The following is a 19,181-nucleotide window of genomic DNA, read 5'->3' on the forward strand; positions in this document are numbered from 1 at the left end:
CGTCAAGCAGCCGTGCCCGGAGGCCCCATGGACACCCGCACCACCACCCGCACCACCACCCGCGCCGACCTCGCCGCCGACCTCAGGCGGATCGTCGGCGCCCGCCTGCTCGACCCGCTCGACATCCTGTTCGGCGCGGGGGAGGAGCTGCGCGAGCGGCTCGGCGAGCAGGCCGACCAGTGGGCCGACACGCTGCTCGGCGACGACGACCAGGCCGCCGCCTTCACCGCCATCCGCCTCGTCGGCGCCCTCTACCCGGCCGACGGGCCGTTCGACCCGCCGCCCGCCTGGTGGGGCACCCCGTTCGGGCGGGCCGTGTTCCGCCGGGCGGGGCACCCGGCGGCCGACGCCGTGCCGTTCTCGGTGGCCGCGGCCGTGCTCGGCATCAGCCGCCAGGGCGTGCACGACCTGACCGTACGCGGCAAGCTCCAGCGCGACCCCGGCGGCGGCGTGACCGTCGCGTCCGTCCGCGCCCGGCTGGCCTCCCGCACCATCTGACTCCTGAAAGGACCAGCTCCGATGACCTTAGGTGGAACGTTCCAGCTCGCCGGTGAGCTGCCCGTCGGCCGGCTCGGCTACGGCGCGATGCAGCTCCCCGGCCCCCAGGTCTGGGGCCCGCCCGCCGACCCCGGCACCGCGCTCGCCGTGCTCCGCCGGGCCGTCGAGCTCGGCGTCACCCATCTCGACACCAGCGACGCCTACGGCCCCCACGTCGCCAACGACCTCATCAGGCAGGCGCTCCACCCCTACCCGGACGACCTGGTCATCGCGACCAAGGTCGGCGTCGTGCGCGACGAGTGGCGCTCGTTCGAGGCCGCCGCCGAGCCGGACGCGCTGCGCGAGCAGGTCGAGGAGAACCTGGCCCGGCTCGGCCTGGCCCGCCTCGACCTGGTCTACCTGCGGGTCGGCGGCGACGGCCTGCTCTTCCCCGCCGAAACCCCGTTCGCCGAGTCCTTCGGCGCGCTCGCCGACCTGCGGCGCCGCGGGCTCATCCGGCACCTCGGGCTGAGCGGGGTGAGCGTGGAGCAGCTCAAGGAGGCCGCCGAGATCGCCCCCGTGGCCGCCGTCCAGAACCGCTACCACCTGCTCGACCGGGGCAGCGAGGACGTGCTGCGGGCCTGCGAGGAGCGCGGCGTCGCCTTCGTCCCCTACTTCCCGCTGTCCGCCGGGCTGCTGCGGCCCGGCCTCGACACCTCGCAGCTCCCGCCCGGCATGGCGCCGACGGCCGGCCAGGAACGCGTCCTCGACGAGGTCGCCGCCCGCAACGGCGCCACCCGCGCCCAGGTCGCGCTCGCCTGGCTGCTCGGCCGCTCCCCGGTCGTGCTCGCCATCCCGGGCACCGGCTCGCCCGCCCACCTGGAGGAGAACGCGGCGGCGGCCGGCCTCACCCTGCCCGCCGACGACCGCGCCGCCCTGGACGCCCTGCACACCCTCTGACGGCGCTCAGCCGCCCACGTGGATGCCGGGGCGGCGGGCCGGGTCCTTCTCGGCGGCGCGCAGGATCTCGCGCACGACCGGCGCCGTGTCGCCGCGCCCCAGGATCAGGTAGCGCAGCAGGTGCAGCAGCGGCGCGCCCTCCGCCCACTCGAAGTAGCAGTGCGGCCGCACCCCGGTCGCGTCGCGCAGCGCCAGCAGGATCGCGGCGATCGCGTTGGGCGCGGCCGGGCTCTCCGCGCGCAGCACGCGGTGGCCGTCCACCTCGACGCCGCGCACCCGCAGCACGTCGCTGAAGCTGGACGGGTCGATGACGTCGATCTCCAGGAACAACACGTCGGCCCGGCCGGGCACCGGGTTCATGCCGCGCTGCTCGGCCTCCTTGGCGGCGTACTCGGCCTTGTCGCCCCGCTGCCGGCGGTTGGCGATGAGGTTGAGCGCGCCGTCGTAGGCGAGGGAGTCGGTGACGAAGCGGCGCGCGGCCTCGTCGAACTCGATGCGGTCGGCGCGCAGCTCGGTCGTCCGCGACACGCGGGAGACCAGCGAGATCACGATGATGCCGAGGATGAACAGCGCGGAGATGGTGATGCCGTCCGGCTTCTCCCTGATGTTCTCCACCAGCGCGTACAGCAGCACCAGCGTCAGCACCGTGAAGCCGGCGGCCGCGCCCCGCTGCCGCGCCCGGACCGCCGAGATCAGCACCGCGAACGCGCCGGAGACCATCATCGCCAGGATGCCGGTCGCGTACGCGCCGGCCTGCGCGTTCACGTCCGCGCCGAAGGCGATCGTGAGCGCGACGCAGACGCCGGTGTAGACCAGCACGACGGGCCGCACCGCGCGCCCCCACTCGGGGGCCATGCCGTAGCCGGGCAGGTAGCGGGGCACGATGTTGATCAGCCCGGCCATCGCCGACGCCCCGGCGAACCACAGGATGAGGATCGTGCTGACGTCGTACGCCGTGCCGAACACCTCGCCCAGCCGCACGTGCGCCAGGTACGCCAGCGCCCGCCCGTTGGCCTGCCCGCCCGGCTGGAACTGCGCGGCCGGGATGAGCACGGTGGTGACGAAGCTGGTGGCGATCAGGTAGACGCTCATGATCAGCGCCGCGGTGGTCAGCAGCTTGCGGGTGTTGGCGATGCGCGAGCCCAGCCGCTCCTCGGGCGTGGCCCCGCGCGCGGCCACCAGCGGCATCATGCTGACCCCGGTCTCGAACCCGGACAGGCCCAGCACCAGCAGCGGGAAGGCCAGCACCGCCGGCCCGACGACCCCGCCGAACCCGCCGTGCGAGGCGGTCAGCCCGTCGGCCCAGCGCGTCAGCGCGTCCGGCGTGGCCAGCACGTCGGCGATCCCGACGGCCACGACGACGGCGTTCAGCACGAGGAACAGCGCCACCAGCGGGATCGCCACCCCGACCGCCTCGGTGAAGCCCAGCAGGAACACCCCGCCCAGCACCAGCAGCAGCACCACGGTCAGGATGACCTCGTGCCCGTGCAGGAAGGCCGGGAAGAACGGGTTCTCCACGACGTGCACGGAGGCGTCGGCCGCCGACAGCGTGATCGTGATGATCCACGACGTGGCCACGAAGCCGAGCAGCACCAGCACGAACAGCTTGCCCCGCCAGAACGGCAGCAGCCGCTCCAGCATCGCCACCGACCCCTGCCCGTGCGGCGACTCCTTGGCCACCCGCCGGTACATCGGCAACATGCCGAGCAGCGTCAGCGCCACGATCAGCAGCGTCGCGAGCGGCGACAGCGACCCGGCCGCGAGCGCGGCGATGCCCGGCAGGTACGCCAGCGTCGAGAAGTAGTCGACGCCGGTCAGGCACATGACCTTCCACCAGGGCTGCGGCTTGGCGTGCCCCTCCTCCGTCTCCGGGCCGACGGGGTGGACCTGGTGCTTCAGCAGCCAGCGCGCCAGCCCACCGGACGGAGGCGCCGGCCGGGACGGACTGTCCACCACCGCCGGAACAGCAAGCTCACCGGTACCGCTCACCGGACTTCCTCTCCTCGTAATGTCGGACACCACCCTAGAACCCCGGCGCTAAATGAGTTGCCCCGGCACCGGGCCCTCTGATCTCCTTGCCGGAGATCCGGGAAAGGAGCAGACATGCGAGCGACTGTCGTGTCCATCAGCGAAAGAACGGCACTACTCGAAGGACATGACGTTCGTTGCGCACGCTCAACCTGGGAATCCTGGCGCATGTCGACGCCGGCAAGACGAGCCTGACCGAGCGGCTGCTGCTCGCCGCCGGGGTCATCGACGAGCTCGGCAGCGTTGACGACGGCAGCACCCGCACCGACTCGCTCGACCTGGAACGCCGGCGCGGCATCACCATCAAGTCCGCCGTGGTCTCCTTCGGCGTCGGCGACACCACGGTCAACCTCATCGACACCCCCGGCCACCCCGACTTCATCGCCGAGGTGGAGCGGGTGCTCAACGTGCTCGACGGCGCGGTGCTCGTGGTCTCCGCCGTGGAGGGCGTGCAGGCGCAGACCCGCGTCCTCATGCGGACGCTGCGCAGGCTCGGCATCCCCGCGCTGGTCTTCGTCAACAAGATCGACCGGCGCGGCGCGCGGCCCGCCGGCGTGCTCGCCGAGCTGGGCGGCAAGCTGGGGCTGCCGGTGGCCGCCATGGGGGAGGTCGCCGGGGCGGGCACGCCGGGGGCGGCGTTCGTGCCGTACGAGGGCGGCGGGCCGGGGCTGCTCGACGTGCTGGCGCTGCGCGACGACGCGTTGCTGGCGGCGTACGTGGCGGGCGGCGCGGCGGCCCTGCCGCCCGCCCGGCTGCGGGCCGCGCTCGCCGCGCAGTCCCGGCGGGGCCTGGTGCACCCGGTCTTCTTCGGCTCGGCCATCACCGGGGCCGGGGTGGACGAGCTGATCGCGGGCCTGCGGGAGCTGCTGCCCGCCGCCGAGGGCGACCCGGGCGGGCCGGTCTCGGGCGCGGTGTTCAAGGTCGAGCGCGGGCCGGCGGGGGAGAAGGTCGCCTACGCCCGCCTGTACTCGGGGACGCTGCGCGTCCGCGACCGGCTCCGCCTGCCGGGCGGCGGCGAGGCCCGCGTCACCGCGATCGACCTGCCGAACGCCGGCGACACCCCCAAAAACCCCGCACGCCGCGACGGCCGCCAGGGCCGCGAGGACCGGGACGGCCGCGACGGCCGCGTGGTCGCGGCCGGGCAGATCGCCCGGCTGCGCGGCCTGGACGCCGTCCGGATCGGCGACCCGCTGGGCGAGCCGCCGCCGCACGCCGCCGAGGGCCACTTCGCCCCGCCCACCCTGGAGACCGTCGTGCTCCCGGCCCGCCCCGCCGACCGGGGCGCGCTGCTGCTGGCCCTGACCCGCCTCGCCGAGCAGGACCCGCTCATCGGCCTGCGCCAGGACGACGCCCGCGGCGAGATCTCCCTCACCCTGTACGGCGAGGTCCAGAAGGAGGTCATCCAGGACACGCTGCGCGAGGAGGCAGGCCTGGAGGTCGCCTTCCGCGAGAGCACGACGATCTGCGTCGAGCGCCCGGCCGGCACGGGGGCCGCCGCCGAGCTGATCGGCAAGGACCCCAACCCGTTCCTCGCCACCGTCGGCCTGCGCGTCGAGCCCGGCCCGCCGGGGAGCGGCGTGACGTTCGGGCTGGAGGTGGAGCTGGGCTCGCTGCCGTACGCGTTCACGCGCACGATCGAGGAGAGCGTGCACGAGACGTTGCGGCAGGGCCTGCGCGGCTGGCAGGTGATCGACTGCGTGGTCACGCTGACGCACTCCGGCTACTACGCCCGGCAGAGCCATTCCGGCGGCGTCTTCGACAAGAGCATGTCGAGCACGGCCGGCGACTTCCGCAACCTGACGCCGCTGGTCGTCATGGAGGCGCTGCGGCGGGCCGGGACCGTGGTGTGCGAGCCGGTGCACCGCTTCACGCTGGAGCTGCCCGCCGGCACGGCGGGCGAGGTGCTGCCGGTGCTGGCCCGGCTCGGCGCGGTGCCGCGCGCGCAGGGGACGGGCCTGGTGGAGGGGGAGATCCCCGCGGCGAAGGTGCACGAGCTGGGGCAGCGCCTGCCGGGCCTGACCCGGGGCGAGGGCGTGCTGGAGACCGCCTTCGAACGCTACCGTCCGGTGCGCGGCCCGGCGCCCGCCCGGCCGCGCCTCGGCCCCGACCCGCTGGACCGCAAGGAGTACCTGCTGCGCGTGCAGCGCCGGGTGTAGCACTACCGAAACCCTTTTCGGTAAGATCGAACCGTAACCGCCCGCCCGCTCGCTGATCAGCGCCCGTGCTTCCGTGAACAACCACGTCATCCCGTATGCACCCCCGAACAGCGGCGCATTGACAGCCCCCGCTTTCTCGTTTACGTTCCCGAAAACCTTTTAGGTAGGGCTGGAAAGGCTGTTAGCGCTAACACGACAGGGAGCACACCCCCATGAGACGACGACGGGCGGCGGCCCTCGCCGCGGCACTCCTGCTCCTCCTCCTGACCACCGCGCGTCCCGCGCTCGCGGGCGCGCCGATCACCACCGCGATCTACACGGCCGACCCGGCCGCGCTGGTCGACGGCGACACCCCGCTCGGCCCCTTCCGCGACGCCAAGGGCGGCCCGCTGATCAGCGACAGCACCCCCGGCTCGTCGCCGCTCGACATCGACCCCACCGTCTTCACCGACGACGACGGCCAGGTCTACCTGTACCGGGGCTCCTCCTACGGCCTGCGCGCCGTCCGCCTCACCGCGAACATGACCTCGACCATCGGCTCCGTCATCACCCCGAGCGGCGTGACGAACTTCTGGGAGGCCCCCTGGATGTTCAAGCGCAACGGGGTCTACCACCTCGCCTACGCCGCCAACGACTCCGGCTGCTCGACCCCCGGCCACGCCTGCGTCCGCTACGCCACCGCGAGCGGCTCGTACGTCTCCCCGTGGGAGACGCCGGCCGCGGTCAACGACGGCCACACCCCGGCGAGCTCGGCCGACCACAGCCACGGCGCCTACGGCAACTGGAACCACCAGGGCACCGAGTGGGTCGAGTACCGCTGGCCCGCCGCCCAGACCGTGTCCCGCTCCGGCACCGCCGCGGACACCTTCAACGCCGTCACCTTCCCCCAGCTCACCACCACCCGGCTCCGGCTGTCCGTCACCTCGAGGACCGGATACTCGACCGGCGTGCTCGAATGGAGGGCCTTCTCGTGAGACGCGCAGTCCCGCTCGTCCTGGTGCTGGTCGCCGCCCTGCTCGTGGCGCCGGCCGCGCACGCCGACCAGACCATCGGCTACCCCGCCTTCAGCGGCCCCGCGGTCCCCGCGCCGCCCGCCGCGTTCACCGCCGGCGACACCATGCGGGCCATCTACGACGCCGAGAGCTCCGGCACCGACTTCTGGATGGACCGGCTGCTGGCCCGCCCCGGCAACGACCCCGCCGGCGCCTGGCTGATGACCCGCGGCCGGGCGCTGTTCATGAAGACGCACACGCCCGGCACGCTCGGCTTCGCCGGGCAGGTCGCGTACTGGGAGAGCATCAGCGACGACAACGCCTTCACCGTCGCCGTCACCCCCGGCACCTTCACCGAGCAGGTGGGCTCCCGCCGGCAGGCGCCCAGCCACTGGAGGAGCCGGCACACCAGCGGCTCGGTGACGATCGACCAGACCAAGTTCATCACCGGCGACAACGTGGCCGTGGCCAACCTCGCCATCACCAACGGCGGCTCCGCCTCGACCACGCTGCAGCTCCGCGTCACCTCGCCGTACGCCACCACCGGCAGCGGCGGCGAGCTGACCGGCCAGGTCAACGCCCGCAACAACCTCACCACGCTCTACCCGAGGCTCACCGGCGACGGCTTCACCGCCTCCAGCGGCGGCCTGAACCGCTCGGTCACCGTCGCCGCCGGCGCGACCGTCACGGTCAAGGTCGTCATGGGCTTCGTCACGAACGAGATCCCCGCCTCGCGCACCGAGTACGACGCCTACGCCGGCTACTCGCCCGCCACGGCCTTCGCCACCCACGTGCGCGCCTACAACCGCTGGTGGGCGGAGAACGTCCCGTACATCGACGTGCCCGAGCCGGGCATCAAGAAGAACATCTACTACCGCTGGTGGCTGATGCGCTACAACCACCTCGACGCGGACATCCCCGGCCAGACCTTCCAGTTCCCGACGTCGATGGAGGGCGTGCTCGGCTACAACAACGCCATCGTCCTGACGCAGCCCATGCACATCGACGACCTCAAGTACCTGCGGGACCCGTCCTACGCCTACGGCGACTGGCTGAGCGTCGGCCAGGTCTCCAAGAACGGCCGCTTCCTGGACAACCCGGGCGACCCGGAGAACTGGTCCAACAGCTACACCCAGTACATCGCCGAGGCCGCCTGGAAGAGCTACCAGATCCACGGCGGCCAGCCCGCCATCGCCGCCAACCTCGCCCGCTACGCCGAGCAGGACGTCAAGGGCCAGCTCGGCTACTACGACACCGACGGCAACAAGCTCATCGAGTACGACTGGGGCGCCCTGACCGGCAACGACGCCGACGCCGTCTCCTTCCACTGGAAGCCCGGCCGGATGGACCGCGCCGAGTCCGCCTACCAGTACAGCGGCGCCCTGGCCGCCGCCCAGGCGTACGAGGCGGCCGGCAACACGGCCAAGGCGAACGAGATGCGCACCCTCGCCGCGCAGATCCAGAACGCCATCGTCAGCGTGCTGTGGAACCCGAACCGCCGGCTCTTCGAGCACCGGCTGAAGTCCACCGGCGAGTGGGTGCCGTGGAAGGAGATCAACAACTACTACCCGTTCGCGGTCGGCGCGATCCCGGACACCGCGACGTACAAGCAGGCGCTGCGCCTGTTCGACGACCCCGCCCAGTACCCCGTCTTCCCCTTCTACACCGCCAACCAGGCCGACAAGGCCGCCTCGGGCACCGGCAGCAACAACTTCTCCACCATCAACTCCACCGTGCAGTTCCGCCTGCTGTCGTCGGTGCTGCGCAACTACCCGAACGAGTGGATCGACGCCACCTGGTACAAGAAGCTGCTCTACTGGAACGCCTGGGCCCAGTACATCGGCGGCGACACCCAGTGGCCCGACGCCAACGAGTTCTGGGCCGACTGGAACGGCTCGTCGATCACCTACCGCTCCTGGATCCACCACAACATCCTGGGCAGCGGCAACTGGACCGTGATCGAGGACGTCGCCGGGCTGCGCCCGCGCAACGACGCCAAGGTCGAGCTGTCGCCGATCGACATCGGCTGGTCCCACTTCGCCGTCAACAACCTGCGCTACCGCAACGCCGACCTGACCATCGTCTGGGACGACCCGGCCGACGGCGTCGTCCGCTACCCCGGCGTCCCCGAAGGCTACTCGATCTTCGTCAACGGCAGCCGGGCGGCCACCGTGTCGTCGCTGGTGCCCTTCACCTGGGACCCGGCGACCGGCGCCGTCACCACCGGCGGCGCCGTCACCTACCACGTCGCCGTCCCCGGCCTGCGCGCGCCCGCCCAGGTCGTGCAGAGCGGCGCCCGCATGGTGGACCTGCTCGCCAAGGCCGGCGTGGACCTCACCGCCGACCTGCCCAACCTGGCGGCCGGCGCCACCGCCACCGCCTCCACCACCGCCTCGGGCAGCTCCGTCGCGGGCGCCGTGGACGGCTTCCCGATCAACGAGCCGTTCTGGGGCGGCACCACCGCCGGCCAGGACTGGTACGAGCTGAACCTGGGCAGCGCGCGCACCCTCAACGAGGTCCGGCTCTACTTCAAGGACAGCCGCCCGGCCGCCGCCACCTACCGGGCGCCGGCGTCCTACGACGTCCAGTACCTCGATGGCGGCACCTGGACGAGCGTGCCGAACCAGGTCAGGACGCCGGCCGCGCCGCGCGCCAACTACAACCTGGTCCGGTTCCCCGCGGTCACCGCCCAGCGCGTCCGGGTGCTGGCCACGGCCGCGTCCGGCGCGCGGACCGGCCTCACCGAGATCAAGGTCCACAACCGGGGCGGCACCCCGCCGCCCGCCAACCAGGCCGCCTCGGCCACCCCGAGCGCGTCCTACACCTCCTCCTGGGAGAGCGTCGCGGCCGTCAACGACGGGATCGACCCGCCCTCGTCCAACGACACCGTCAACCCGCGCTGGGGCTGCTGGCCGGAGACCGGGCAGCAGTGGGTGGACCTGACCTGGCCCGCCGCCCGCACGCTCAACCGGGCCGAGGTGTACTTCTTCGACGACGACCAGGGCATCGACATGCCGGCGTCGTGGAAGCTCCAGTACTGGACCGGCAGCGCGTACGCCGACGTGCCCGGCGCGTCGGCCTACCCGCTGGGCAAGAACGCCTACAACGCCGTGACGTTCACCGCCACCAGCACCACCCGGCTGCGGGTGCTGCTCACCGGCAACGGCACGAGCAGCGTCGGGCTCCTGGAGGTGAAGGCGTACAGCCCATGACGGCTCTTGCCGACGGACGGTCAGGGTGGGAGAGTAACTACTTCCTCACTTGTGGTGACGGATCGTCGGTAAGTCGGGCAAGCTGCTGTCACAACTTCATCTGTTAGGTGGCGATCATGATGGCGGGTAAGTGGCAGGCAGGCAACCTCCCCCCGGAGCTGACCAGCCTGATCGGACGCCGCGGCGAGCTCGACCAGATCCGCCGGGCCTGCCGCCGCTCGCGCCTGGTGACCCTCACCGGCGTGGGCGGGGTCGGCAAGTCCCGGCTGGCGCTGCGCGTCGCGGCCGCCCTGCGGCCGGAGTTCGGCGGCGGGGCCTGGCTGGTCGAGCTGTCGCCGCTGGACGACGGCACGCTCGTGCCGCACGCCATCGCCGAGGCGCTCCGCCTCACCGACCAGACCACCCGGCCGATGACCGAGGTCCTGGCCGAGCACCTGGCCGGCCGCGAGGTGCTGCTCGTCCTCGACACCTGCGAGCACCTCGTGGCCGACTGCGCCACCACCGTGGAGACCCTGCTGGCGGCCGTGCCCGGCCTGCGCGTGCTGGCCACCAGCAGGCGTCCCCTGGAGGTTCCCGGCGAGCTGGTCTACGTCGTGGAGCCGCTGCCCGTCCCCGACGCCACCGGGGCCGGCAGCCGCGACGCCGTCGCCCTGCTGGCCGAGCGCGCCGCCGAGGCGCTGCCCGGCTTCGAGGTCGACGAGCGCAACGAGGCGGCCGTCGTGCGGCTGTGCCGCCGGCTGGAGGGCCTGCCGCTGGCGATCGAGCTGGCCGCCGCCCGGCTGCGCGACTACCCGGTCGAGCATCTGGCCGACCGGCTCGACGACCGGTTCGCCGCGCTCGACGACGAGGCGCCGGGCACCGGCCAGGGCGGCGCCGACCCGCCCTGGCACCGGGCGCTGCGCACCGCCGTCGGGTGGAGCCACGAGCTGTGCGAGCCCGCCGAGCGCCTGCTGTGGGCGCGCCTGTCGGTCTTCGCCGGCGACTTCGGCGCCGAGGCCGTGCGCGAGGTCTGCGCCGACGAGCGGCTGCCCGAGCAGGACATCGGGCTGCTGCTCGACGCCCTCGCCGACGAGTCCATCCTCACCTGGATGCCCACCGGCGCGGGCGAGCGCTACCGCATGCTCGACACGCTGCGCGAGTACGGCGCCGGCTGGCTGCGCGACCTCGGCGAGCAGGAGCGCTTCCGCCGCCGCCACCGCGACCACTTCCGCGCGATGGCCGCGCGCGGCGCCGCCGGCTGGCTCGGCCCCGGCCAGATGTCCTGGTACGACCGCATGGTCGGCGAGCACGACAACCTGCGCGCCGCGCTGGAGACCTCCCTGGCCGCCCAGGACGGCCCGGCGGCGGTCGAGCTGGCCGGCACGCTCGCCTTCTTCTGGTACGGCTGCGGCTACGCCAAGGAGGGCCGCCACTACCTCGCCCAGGCGCTCGACCTGCACTGCCCGCCGGGGCCAGCGCTCGTCCAGGCGCTCTGGGCCGACGGCCTGCTGGCCGCCACGCAGGGCGACGCGGCCGGCGCGGAGGCCAGGGCCGCCTGGTGCGCGGCCGTCGCCGGCGCGGACGACCCGTACGCGCGGCAGTGCGTCAAGGCGCTGCGGTCGGCGGCCGGCGTCATCCGCGGCGACCTGCTGCAGACCATGGCCGAGTCGGAGGAGGCGCACCTCACGCGCTGGAGCGGCGAGGAGCTGACCATCGCCGGGCTGCTGGCGCTGCTGTGCCGGGCCCACGCGCTCACCGTCGACGGCGTGATCGACGAGGCCATCGCCGTCCTCGACGACCTGCGCGCGCTGTGCGACCAGCGCAGCGAGCTGTCCATGCGCTCCCACGGCGACCTGCTGCGCGGCCAGGCCGAGCTGTGCAGGGGGCGGCTCGGCGCGGCGGTCGTCTACGCCCAGGCCGCGCTGCGCGTCAAGCGGCGGCTGCACGACAGCTTCGGCATCGGGCTGACCGTCGACCTGCTGGCGCTGGCGGCCGGCGCGGCCGGGCGGGCGCAGCGGGCGGCCCGGCTGCTCGGGCTGGCCCAGCGCATCTGGAGCACCCACGGCCAGGCCCAGGCCAACGTGCCCGCCTGGGTGGAGGCCCGGCGCGAGTGCGAGCGGCAGGCCCGCGACACCCTCGGCGACAACGCCTACCACGTCGCCTTCCGCACCGGCTACGACAGCGACATCGACGCCGGCATCGCCTACGCGCTGGAGCCGGAGGGGGAGGGACTGCCCAACGGCGGGCCCGTCCTGTGACGCTGGAACTCCTACGTGGCGGAAGAGGCAGGAGTCCGTTTCCCGCCCGCCACCCCCTCGGGCCCTGGCCCGCGGCCGTCCCATCACCCAGAGTGAGAGGACCGTCGCACATGGGAGACCGCCTTGCAGACCCCTCCGCTCGACCTCCCCGTCCCCGGCGAACGGTGCTCGCGCACCATCAGCCGCTACCGTGACCAGGCCGGGCCCGTCGTGCCCGTCAAGCTGCCCGGCGGCGTCGACGCCTGGCTCGTCACCTCCTACGAAGCCATCAGCGAGATCCTCGCCCACGACGACACCCACTACAGCAAGAACCCGAAGAACTTCCCCGCCCTGCACGACGGCACGATCCCGGCCGGCTGGCCGATGCGCCAGCTCATCGAGGGCGACCACCTGCTCAACAAGGACGGCGGCGACCACCGCCGGCTGCGCGGGCTGATCGCGCGCGGCTTCACCCCGGCCCGCGTCCAGGCGCTCGCGCCGCGCGTCGCGGAGCTGGCCGAGGAGCTGCTGGCCCGGATGCCGGCGGCGGGCGAGCCGGTCGATCTCGTGCGGCACTTCGCCGAGCCGCTGCCGGTCATCGTGATCTGCGAGCTGTTCGGCGTGCCGGAGGAGGACCGCGAGGAGATCCGTACGCAGGCCCGGCTGCTCGTGTCCCACGACACCGCGCCCGACGACGCCGCCCGGGCCGGGGCGCGGCTGCTCGGCCACCTGGCGGGGCACATCGAGCGCCGCCGCCGCGAGCCCGCCGACGACCTCACCTCCGCCCTGATCCGGGCCCAGGACGAGGACGGCGACCGGCTGTCCGACACCGAGATGTTGTGGATCCTGTGGCTGATGATCCTGGCCGGGCACGAGACCACCGTGCACCTGATCGGCAACAGCGTCGTCGCGCTCTGTTCCCACCCCGACCAGCTCGCCAGGGCCCGCGCGGAGGGCTCCTGGGAGCGGGTGGTGGAGGAGGTCATGCGCAGCCGCGCCTCGGTCGTCAGCGCCGTCTTCCGCTACACGCTGCGGGAGGTGACGATCGCCGGGGTCACCGTCCCGGCCGGGCAGGCCCTCGCGATCGGGTTCGGCGCGACCGGCACCGACCCGGCCAGGTTCGGCGCCGCGGCCGGCTGCTTCGACGTCTCCCGCGCGCCCGAGACGCACCTCGGCTTCGGCCGCGGCCCGCACTTCTGCGTGGGCGCGCCGCTGGCCAGGCTGGAGGGCCGGATCGCGCTGGCGGCCCTGTTCCGGCGCTTCCCCGGCCTGCGCCTCGCGGTCGAGCCCGGCGAGATCGCCTACTCGCCGTCGCTCATCACCGAGGGCCCGCTCGCCCTGCCGGTGCTGCTGGCCGGCTGACGACTCAGGCGGCGGCCACGGCCTCGATCTCCAGCAGCCAGCGGGGGTCGAAGATGCCGGCCACGACCACGGTCAGCGCCGGGCGGTGATCCCCCAGCACCTCCCGGCGCACCGCGCCGTTCGTCCCGGCGTGGGCGCGGTCCGACAGGTACGTCGTGACCTTGACCAGGTTCGGCACGTCCATGCCCGCCGCCCGCAGGGCCGCCAGCACGTTCGCCCAGACCAGCCGGCACTGGGCCTCGAAGCCCTCGGGCACCTGCCCGTCCGGCGTCTCCGGGATCTGGCCGCTCACGAACAACAACCGCGACGCGCCCGCGACCGCCAGGGCCTGCGTGTAGCCGCCCTGGGGCGCGGGGGCGTCGGACGGGTCGATCCGGTCATAGGTCGTCATGTGATCTTTGTAGCAGTTCGTCGCTAGAGACGGCGTCCCGCGCCCGCGCCGGCCGGGACGATCGCCTTGAGCGCCCGCGCGGGGTCCTTCCTGGCCACCAGCGCCGGCGTCCAGCCGGCGTCGGAGCCCAGCGAGGCCCCGTTGGCCGCGTTGTAGGCCGCCACCAGGTCCACCGGCGCGCCGTCCACGAGGTTGTCCTTCGCGGTGATGGCCGTGCCGCCGAACACGGTCAGCACCGTGGCCGCCGGGATGCCGTCGAAGGCGTTCGACTCGGCGTGAACCTTCGAGCCCACGCCGACCCCGATGCTGTAGCCGTGCGCCGGGCCGCCGGTGAAGTAGTTGTCGTAGACGTGCACCTGCCCGAAGCGCACCCGGGGCGTGCGCTGCCCGAGGCCCTCGAACCAGTTGTGGTGCAGCGTGACCTTGAGCTTGTCCTCCTCGGCGTAGCGCGCCGGGTTGTCGGTGTTGCCGATCAGCATCACCTTGTCGTGGTCGCTGAGGTGGTTCCACGACAGCGTGACGAGGTCGGAGCCGCGCACGACGTCCAGCAGCCCGTCGTGCACCTGGTGCGGCCGGCCGAAGTACAGCGGCCGGCCGGAGTCCGGGTTCGCGCCGTCGTTGAGCGTGTTGTGATCGATCCAGACGTGCGTGGAGCCGGAGACCTCGACGTTGTCGAACGAGGCGTTCCAGTTGCCCTCGGCGCCGTCGGTCGGGTCCCACTGCGGGAAGCAGTCGGCGGTGTCGGTGATGGTCAGGTTGCGCACAATGACGTTGTCGGCGTTGCTCACCCGCAGGCCGAAGCTCTTCAGCGCGGCGTCGCGGCCCACGCCGACCAGGGTGACGTTGGAGCCGATCGTGACCGTGACGTGCTCGGCCATCTTCGCGTACGACGCCTTGCGCGCCTCCTCCAGCGGCCCGGACGGCACGCTCGCCCGGCCCCACACGGCGGGATCGTAGGCGGCCAGGTAGGCGGGCAGGCTGTAGCCGTTCACCGCGTAGTCGTCGCAGGTCAGCGCTCTGCCCGTGTCGTCGGTGTCGGCGTCGACGGCGCCCTTCACGTAGATGATCCGCGGGCTGTTGTCGGGCGGGTCGGCGAGCGCGGCCTTGAGCTGGGCGCGGGTGGTGACCACGTGCACGTTCTCGGGGCGGGCGGCCGAGCCGCCGGTGGTGCCGGTCGTGGCCGCGGCCCAGCCGTCGCCGGCCGGCAGCGCCTGGCGGCCCACGCCGTACGGGTCGGGGCGCGCGGGGGAGCGGCGCACCGGGTTCCAGCCGTCGGACCCGGCCAGGTACCGCTGCGGGGTGAGGCCGGCGGCCTGCTCGGGCGTGAGCTGCGGCCGGTCGGCGTTGACGGCCGCGCCGGGCCCCTCGTCGCGGTACTCCGACAGGCGGGCGTCGCGCCAGCTCAGCCCGGACATGTCGGTCCAGGGCGCGTCCTTGACGTGCTGGCCCAGCCACGACTCGCGCACCAGCACCTGGCCGCGCGCGGTCGCCGAGCCGCCCGCCGGCCACGGGCGGCCCAGGTGCACGCTGCGCGCCGGGGCGTCGCTGACCAGGTGGCTGCGGTAGATGAGGAAGCCGTAGGGGTTGGTGATCTCGGTGCTGGCGGCGGTGACGTAGCCGTTGTTGTCGGCGCTGCCCCGGTTCAGCGACTTGATCACGCAGTTGTCGAAGACGGCGGTGGCCCGGCCGAAGATGACGTCCACGTCGCCCTCGACGTAGCAGTCGCGGAAGTACTGGCGGGCGGTGGTGGCGGCGGAGGCGGTGTTGGCGTACAGGGTGTCCTGGTTGCCGAGGAAGCGCACGTTCTCGTACACCTGGCGGTCGCCGGTGGTGCGGACGGCGACGGCCTGGCTGGGGCCGTTCGCGGCCTCGTCGTAGGAGTTCTCGAAGGTGAGGTTGCGGGCGGTGAAGTCGGGGGCGCTGATGACGTACGAGGCGCTGCCCGAGGTGCCGTAGGTGCCCGAGCCGTCCGGCTTCGGGGTGGCGGCGGACAGGCCGGACGTCAGCACCACCTCGCGCGGGTCGCGGGTGTCGCCGACCAGCGAGATGTACGCCTTGTCGGCCGGGATGACGACCTGCTGCCGGTAGGTGCCCTTGCGGACCAGGATGGTGACCGGACGGGTGTTCCCGGCGGGGACGGCGTCGACCGCGGCCTGCACCGTCGGGTGGTCGCCGCTGCCGTCGGCGGCGACGACGATCACCGTCCGCGTCCGGGCCTGCGCGGGGGGCGTGGCCGCGAAGGCCAGCAGCAGGGGGATGACCAATAGAAGTCGCATGCGCAACCTCGCAGAGGGTGGTGCGGCAATCGGTTGCATGAAACGTTCGCGTAACCCTGCTGTCACGTCAATGGATGCAGTAAAACTGCATGTTTGCTGCAACAAGCGGTTGCAGGAGTGTTGACCGGCCCCACCCGCGGCTCTACAGTCCGCCTGGAAATTATCGGGAGATCCTTGAAACTTTCAGGAGCACCGTGCGCACCCTCCTCCGGGCCCTGCTGGCCGCCGCCCTGTTATGCCTCGCCCCCGCGCTGCCCGCGGCCGCCGCCGACGCCCTCTACGACTTCGAGGACGGCACCGCCCAGGGCTGGGGCCCGCGCGGCGACGGCGTCTCCGTCACCGTGACCACCGGCGCCGCCCACGGCGGGACGAGCTCCCTGCTCACCACCGGGCGCACCGCGACCTGGCAGGGCGCCTCCCTCGCCGCGCCGTTCGTCAAGGGCGTCACCTACCGGGTCAGCGCGTACGCCCGGCTCGTCACCGGGCAGCCCGCCGCCACCGTCGCGCTCACCGTGCAGCGCACCCCGGCCGGGGGCGAGACCACGTACGAGCGGGTCGCCGCCGCCACCGTCGCCGACGGGGAGTGGGTCCGGCTGGCCGGCACGTACCTGTTCACCGCCGACTCCGCCGACCTCCAGCTCTACGCCGAGAGCAGCGACGCCACCGGGCAGTTCTACCTCGACGACGTCGTGCTCAGCCCCCAGGGCGACCCCACGCGCGAGCCGATCGCGAGCGACTTCGAGGACGGCACCGCGCAGGACTGGTCGCCGCGCGCCTCCGCCGCGCTCGCCTCCAGCGCCGACGCCGCGCACGGCGGCACCCGCAGCCTGGCCGTCACCGGCCGCTCGGCCTCCTGGGACGGCCCGGCGCTGAACGTGCTCGGCCGGATGGGCAAGGGCGACAAGTACGACCTGTCGGTATGGGTGCGGCTCGGCCCCGACACCCCCTCGGGCAAGCTCGGCCTGTCCGTCGAGCGGCACACCGCCGGCACGCCCAGCTACGAGCGCGTCGTCCCGCCGACCGACGTGCCGGCCGGCCAGTGGGTACGCCTGGCGGGCACGTACACGCTCGCGTACGACGTGGACTTCCTGGCCCTGTACCTGGAGTCCGACACCGGCACGTTCCCCTTCTACCTGGACGACTTCGCGATGACCTACGTCGCGCCCAAGCCCATCCAGACCGACATCCCCGCGCTGAAGGACCGCGTGCCCTTCACCCTCGGCTCCGCGCTCACCCGCCCCGACACGCTCGGCGTGCACGGCGAGCTGCTGGCCCGCCACTTCAACGGCATCACCCCCGGCAACGAGCTGAAGTGGGACGCCACCGAGCCCCGCGAGGGCGAGTTCGCCTTCGCCGACGGCGACGCCCTCGTGGACTTCGGCCTCCAGCACGGCATGACCGTGCGCGGCCACACCCTCGCCTGGCACAGCCAGACCCCGGCCTGGGTGTTCGACGGGGCCGACAAGCAGACGCTGCTGAAACGCCTGGAGAACCACGTCCGCACGCTCGTCACCCGCTACAAGGGCAAGATCGCCGTCTGGGACGTCGTCAACGAGGTCGTGGACGAGAACCAGCCCGACGGCCTGCGCCGCTCCCCGTGGTACAAGATCACCGGCCTCGACTTCATCCGCACCGCCTTCCGCGTCGCCCACGAGGCCGACCCGGACGCCAAGCTGTTCGTCAACGACTACAACACCGAGTTCCCGCGCAAGCGCGAGGCCCTGTACAACCTGGTCAAGCGGCTCAAGGCCGAGGGCGTGCCGATCGACGGCGTCGGCCACCAGCTCCACCTCAACATCGAGCAGCCGCCCGCCTCCGCCGTCGAGGACACCATCGAGCGCTTCGCCACGCTCGGCGTCGAGCAGCAGGTCACCGAGCTGGACGTCAGCGTCTACACCGACTTCGTCTCCTCCTACGACACCATCCCCGCCGAGCTGCTGGCCGAGCAGGGCCACCGCTACAAGGAGCTGTTCGACGTCTTCCGCCGGCAGGCCGCGCACCTCGACTCGGTGACCGTGTGGGGCGAGTCCGACGACGTGAGCTGGCTCAACACCTGGCCGATCGTCCGGCTCAACGCGCCGCTGCTGTTCGACCGCGACCTGCAGGCCAAGCCCGCCTACTGGGCCGTCGCCGACCCGTCGAGGCTGCCGCCGCGGGTGCGCCGCCTGGAGGCGCCGGCCGGCGACGTCGTCCTCGACGGGCGCCGCGACCTGCAGTGGGACCTGCTGCCCGACGCGCCGATCGCCCGCGTCGGCCAGGTGTCGGCCGGCTTCCAGGCCCGCACCGCCGCGACCGGCAGGTACGTGCTCGCCGAGGTCACCGACCCCACCGTCTCGGCCGCCGACCGGGTGACGTTCACCGTGGACGGCGTCACCCGCGTCGTCACCCGCGCGGGCGGCCCCAAGGCCGCGGTCCGGCCGACCGCGACCGGCTACCGCGTCGAGGCCCTGGTCCCCAAGGGCACCGACGTGGACGTCACCGTACGCGACGGGAGCACCGCCGTCTCCTGGACGGGGAAGGTCACCGCGGCGCCCGCCGTCAAGCTCACCACCGCCGCCCACCGCGCGCCCGTCCTCGACGGCGTCGCCGAGCCCGCCTGGCGGGCCGCGCCGGAGATCCGCACCGGCACCTGGATCCAGGGCTCCTCCGGCGCGACGGCCGCGGTCCGCGCGCTGTGGAGCGGGTCCACGCTGTACGTCCTCGCCCAGGTCGCCGACCCCGTGCTCAGCGAGGAGCCGGCGAACGCCTGGGAGCAGGACTCGGTCGAGATCTTCGTCGACCCCGGCAACGGCAAGACCAAGGGCTACACCGACGACGACGGCCAGTACCGGGTCAGCTTCTCCGGCCGGCTCACCGTCGGCGGCACCTTCGACGCGGCCGGCGTCAAGGACAACCTGAAGGCCGTGGCCAAGGTCGTGCCCGGCGGCTACGTGGTGGAGGCCGCGATCGAGCTGCCCACCGCGACCCTGCGGCCCGGCGCGCTGCTGGGCTTCGACGTGCAGGTCAACGACGCCACCGGCGCGGCCCGCACCGCCGCCGCCACCTGGAACGACGCCACCGGCCGCGGTTACCTCGACACCAGCCACTGGGGGGTGCTGCGGCTGACCTGAC

The 19,181-nt window shown here is 73.2% G+C and carries 11 protein-coding genes; 8 read left to right on the top strand and 3 right to left on the bottom strand.

All coding sequences use genetic code 11. The features are described from left to right. The first annotated feature begins 27 nt into the window (after nt 1-27). Both MF672_RS40605 and MF672_RS40610 read left to right on the top strand, forming a co-directional pair. Nucleotides 28-498 (top strand): hypothetical protein, encoded by a 471-nt coding sequence (locus MF672_RS40605; RefSeq protein ID WP_242378733.1) that lies wholly within the window; start codon nt 28-30, stop codon nt 496-498. A gap of 21 nt (nt 499-519) precedes the next feature. Then, complete coding sequence (locus MF672_RS40610; protein ID WP_242378731.1) at nt 520-1,437, top strand: oxidoreductase; 918 nt, start codon at nt 520-522, stop codon at nt 1,435-1,437. 6 nt (nt 1,438-1,443) lie between these two features. On the opposite strand, the gene MF672_RS40615 is transcribed toward MF672_RS40610, so the two are convergent. Continuing rightward, the gene (locus MF672_RS40615; protein WP_242378730.1) at nt 1,444-3,426 is read right to left on the bottom strand and encodes an APC family permease; all 1,983 of its coding nucleotides are present in this window, start codon (nt 3,424-3,426) and stop codon (nt 1,444-1,446) included. 176 nt (nt 3,427-3,602) lie between these two features. Between MF672_RS40615 and MF672_RS40620 the strand changes: the two genes are divergently transcribed. From MF672_RS40620 to MF672_RS40640, 5 genes are all read left to right on the top strand, one after another. Next, entirely contained in the window at nt 3,603-5,621 is a 2,019-nt protein-coding gene (locus tag MF672_RS40620) for an elongation factor G (protein WP_242378729.1), read from the top strand. 212 nt (nt 5,622-5,833) lie between these two features. Further along, the gene (locus tag MF672_RS40625) at nt 5,834-6,595 is read left to right on the top strand and encodes a family 43 glycosylhydrolase (RefSeq protein WP_242378727.1); all 762 of its coding nucleotides are present in this window, start codon (nt 5,834-5,836) and stop codon (nt 6,593-6,595) included. Next, the gene (locus tag MF672_RS40630; RefSeq protein ID WP_242378726.1) at nt 6,592-9,825 is read left to right on the top strand and encodes a discoidin domain-containing protein; all 3,234 of its coding nucleotides are present in this window, start codon (nt 6,592-6,594) and stop codon (nt 9,823-9,825) included. The genes MF672_RS40625 and MF672_RS40630 overlap by 4 nt, the downstream gene beginning before the upstream one ends. Nucleotides 9,826-9,941: 116 nt before the next feature. Continuing rightward, entirely contained in the window at nt 9,942-12,062 is a 2,121-nt protein-coding gene (locus tag MF672_RS40635) for an ATP-binding protein (RefSeq protein WP_242378725.1), read from the top strand. 123 nt (nt 12,063-12,185) lie between these two features. Beyond that, nucleotides 12,186-13,403: a cytochrome P450 family protein gene (locus MF672_RS40640; protein ID WP_242378724.1), complete on the top strand. Its 1,218-nt coding sequence runs from the start codon at nt 12,186-12,188 to the stop codon at nt 13,401-13,403. Between the two features lie 4 nt (nt 13,404-13,407). On the opposite strand, the gene MF672_RS40645 is transcribed toward MF672_RS40640, so the two are convergent. Next, nucleotides 13,408-13,794, bottom strand: coding sequence for a RidA family protein (locus MF672_RS40645; protein ID WP_242378723.1), 387 nt, complete (start codon nt 13,792-13,794; stop codon nt 13,408-13,410). 23 nt (nt 13,795-13,817) lie between these two features. After that, entirely contained in the window at nt 13,818-16,070 is a 2,253-nt protein-coding gene (locus tag MF672_RS40650; protein WP_242378722.1) for a pectinesterase family protein, read from the bottom strand. 194 nt (nt 16,071-16,264) lie between these two features. On the opposite strand from MF672_RS40650, the gene MF672_RS40655 reads away from it, so the two are divergent. Beyond that, on the top strand, nt 16,265-19,180 hold the full coding sequence (locus MF672_RS40655; protein WP_242378721.1) for an endo-1,4-beta-xylanase: 2,916 nt from the start codon (nt 16,265-16,267) through the stop codon (nt 19,178-19,180). The last annotated feature ends 1 nt before the right edge of the window (nt 19,181 follow it).

The organism is Actinomadura luzonensis (assembly GCF_022664455.2).
Lineage (GTDB): Bacteria > Actinomycetota > Actinomycetes > Streptosporangiales > Streptosporangiaceae > Nonomuraea > Nonomuraea luzonensis.